Source organism: Streptomyces sp. NRRL WC-3549, from assembly GCF_000721935.1.
Taxonomy (GTDB): Bacteria; Actinomycetota; Actinomycetes; order Streptomycetales; family Streptomycetaceae; genus Streptomyces.
The window spans coordinates 19135-21952 of the sequence record NZ_KL585387.1 but is presented as its reverse complement, the minus strand read 5'-3'; the positions used below and the strand labels follow the sequence as shown (position 1 = coordinate 21952).

The window sequence follows — 2818 nt, the reverse complement described above, 5'->3', positions numbered from 1 at the left end:
GTGTATAAGAGACAGGCCCTGGCTGGTGGCCAGCGTCTCGCTCTCCCCCAGCTCCCGGAGCAACTCCACGCCGTACCGCGGCCCGTCCCGCATCAGGGCCAGCACGCAGTACTCCAGTACGCCCTTACGGAGCTGGCTCGCCGCCCTTGCCCGGGGTGCGCCGACTCGACCCGCTCGCTTCCATGCAATGCACGGTACCTTGCCGGAAAGGGTTCCGGACAGGGGGGCACCGGGGCTCAAGTCACGAGATCCGAGCGCTCTTCCAGTGGAAGGGGTGGAGGGATTTGTTCTCCCACCCACCCTCCCCGCCTGCGCCGTTGACCGTTCGTGACCGACTTGCCACGCAGTGTGCGGACGCCTTAGCGTGCGGGCAACGAAACGACCCCCGCCGGTGCTGTCACACCGAACAGGGGTCTGACCATCTCGATCGCAAAGGCCGATCTCATGGCTGTCGACCAGCTTAGTGCTGCCCCCCACCCTCCGTACGCGCCGCCGCACCCGATGGCGAACCCCGGTTACGGCAAGCGCTCCGCGACCGGTCAACGCCCGCGCTCCGCAGACGACTTCTCGCATCTGCCGCCCCGCGAGGCGGCCGTGGCCGCCTACATCGACCGGCTGCCCGACGGCGCCGACATCTCCGTGAAGACGCTGGCCAAGTGGCTCCCGTACGGACAGTGCGCCCTGCGGACCGCGCTCAACCGGATCGAGGCGGCCGGCCACCTGCGCCGGGGCAGCGAGTGCGTGGCCACCGACGAGGTGCTGCTCTGGGTGACGCGTACGTTCTTCTCCCGGACCGCGCGGGACGACGCGTGGTGGGCGGCGTTCGTCCGGGGTGACGTCCCGCCGGAGCCGCAACGGCCCACGCGCTCACGGGCGTACATCCTGCTGGCGGCCCTCGGCCGCGCCGCACCCTCGCTGAGCCTGTCGGCGGCGGACTGCGCGAGTCTGGAAGGGCAGGTCTGCGAGTGGTTCGCTCGGGGTGCCACCGAGGCGGAGACCCTGCGCGCGCTCACCGAGGGCCTGCCCGCCGTCGTCCACCACTCCGCGTCCCTCGTACGCCGCCGCCTCGTCGACAAACTGCCCCCCGAGCGGCCCGCCCCGGCGCCCCGGACCGTTGTCCTGCGCACCCTCGAATGCGGTGAGTGCCGGGCACCCGCCGCCCCCGAGGCCCTCCGCGACGGAAAGTGCCGCCCGTGTCGCGGGGAGGCCGTGGAGGCGCCCGCCGGACCGCCCGGGGCCGTGCCCACCACGGGCGTACAGGCGCGGGTCGCGGCGGTACGGGCCGGTCTCGTCCCCCGATCGGAGCGGACCGGACACTCCCGGGGCCTCCATGGCCGGCGCCCGACGGCGGGCAGCCCGGGCACGGCACCCCCCGAGGGGTAGCCGAACCCGGGCCCGGAAGGACCGATCGCCCTGACAGCTGACGCGGCGGCAGCCGGGGTGGGGCTCAGCCCGATGCGCAGGCGCGGCCGTTCAGCTTGAACGTGCCCGGGTCCGACGACGCGCCCGACGCCGAGGTGTTGAAGCCGAAGTCGACCGCCGCACCCGGCGCGAGCGTCCGGTTCCACTCCAGCGGCCGGGCGCTGACCGTACGGCCGTGCTGGTCGAACTCCGCGCTCCACGTGTGGCTCAGCTTCTGCTCACCGGGCAGCAGCCAGGTCAGCGCCCACGGCGAGACGGGCTCGGACCCGGTGTTCTCCACCCGTACCGTCACCGTTGACCCGCTGTTCCAGGGGTGCGAGGAGTACGTGACCCGGCAGGTGCGGTCCGCGGCGGAGCCTCCGCCGTCGCCCGCGTCGTCCAGGTAGGAGGCGATGAAGGCGAGCGGCGCGTTCCAGTTGATCGTGATCTCGTTGGTCGACCAGGAGCCGATGTCGTCGATGTAGCACATGGCGGGCGCGCAGCCGCTCAGCTTCTCCGCCGCCACCGGGTCGCCGGAGGCGGCCGCCGTCAGGTTGGGGCCGCCCGCGACGGAACCGGGCGCCGGGTTCGGCAGGCTGGGGTCGTACTGGTGCGCCCAGAAGCGGTGGTGCTGGTTGTGCGAGTCCCGCTCGCCGTAGCCGGTGACGTACGACTGGTTCAGCGGGTTGCGGCCGAGCAGGTAGTCGGCGCCCCGCAGCACGGCGTCCTGGTAGGCGGCGTCGCCGGTCAGGTCGTGGGCCGTGGCCAGGACGACCATGTTGTTGAGCACCTGGCTGTTGGAGCCCCAGACGTAGTCCTCGCCCCGGGGCGCGTAGGGCAGTCCGTACGCCTGCTCCCGGGACTGCGTGGCGTAGCGGTCGGCGCCCCCGGTCACCACGGCGCGTACCTGGGCCAGCTGGTCGGCCGTCAGCGCGTTGGGCACGGTGGCCAGGGTGAGCACGCCGAGCCCGGCGGTGGAACCCCAGGAGATGCCGCCGCCCGCGGGGAAGACCGCGTCCACGTCACCGTGCAGTCCCGAGGAGAGGACCGCCTGACGGTAGGTGTCCTTGCCCGTCGTGGTGAACAGCTCGGCGGCGGCCCAGTAGAACTCGTCGGAGACGTCGTCGTCGTTGTACGCGCCGCCGCCGACGCCGTCGTTCGGGTCGGCGAGCACGTCCGGGTGCCGCTTCGCCGCGTCCCACGCGGTCTCGGCGGCCCGCAGGCAGCGGTCCGCGAAGTCCGCGTCGAAGGGGGCGTAGAGCCGGGCGCACTGGGCGGCCGTGGCGGCGAGGTTGAGCGTGGCGGCCGTCGACGGAAGGTGCAGCTCACGCTGCTGCGGGTCCAGGTGCGGCTTCGTCGGCAGCCCCGTCCACTCGGCGTCGTGCACCTTGTGGTGGACCATCCCCGCCAGCGGCTC

General features: G+C 72.9%; 2 protein-coding genes. One reads left to right on the top strand and one right to left on the bottom strand.

Annotated elements, in window-relative coordinates; translation table 11 throughout:
- Nucleotides 1-444: 444 nt before the first annotated feature.
- A complete protein-coding gene (locus IH13_RS0105335) occupies nucleotides 445-1383 on the top strand; it encodes a hypothetical protein (protein ID WP_051835765.1) in 939 nt (312 codons plus the stop codon).
- Between the two features lie 64 nt (nucleotides 1384-1447).
- Here IH13_RS0105335 and IH13_RS0105330 read toward each other — a convergent pair.
- Nucleotides 1448-2818 (bottom strand): glycoside hydrolase family 9 protein (locus IH13_RS0105330; protein ID WP_031081437.1); only part of this gene is annotated, 1371 nt, incomplete at its 5' end.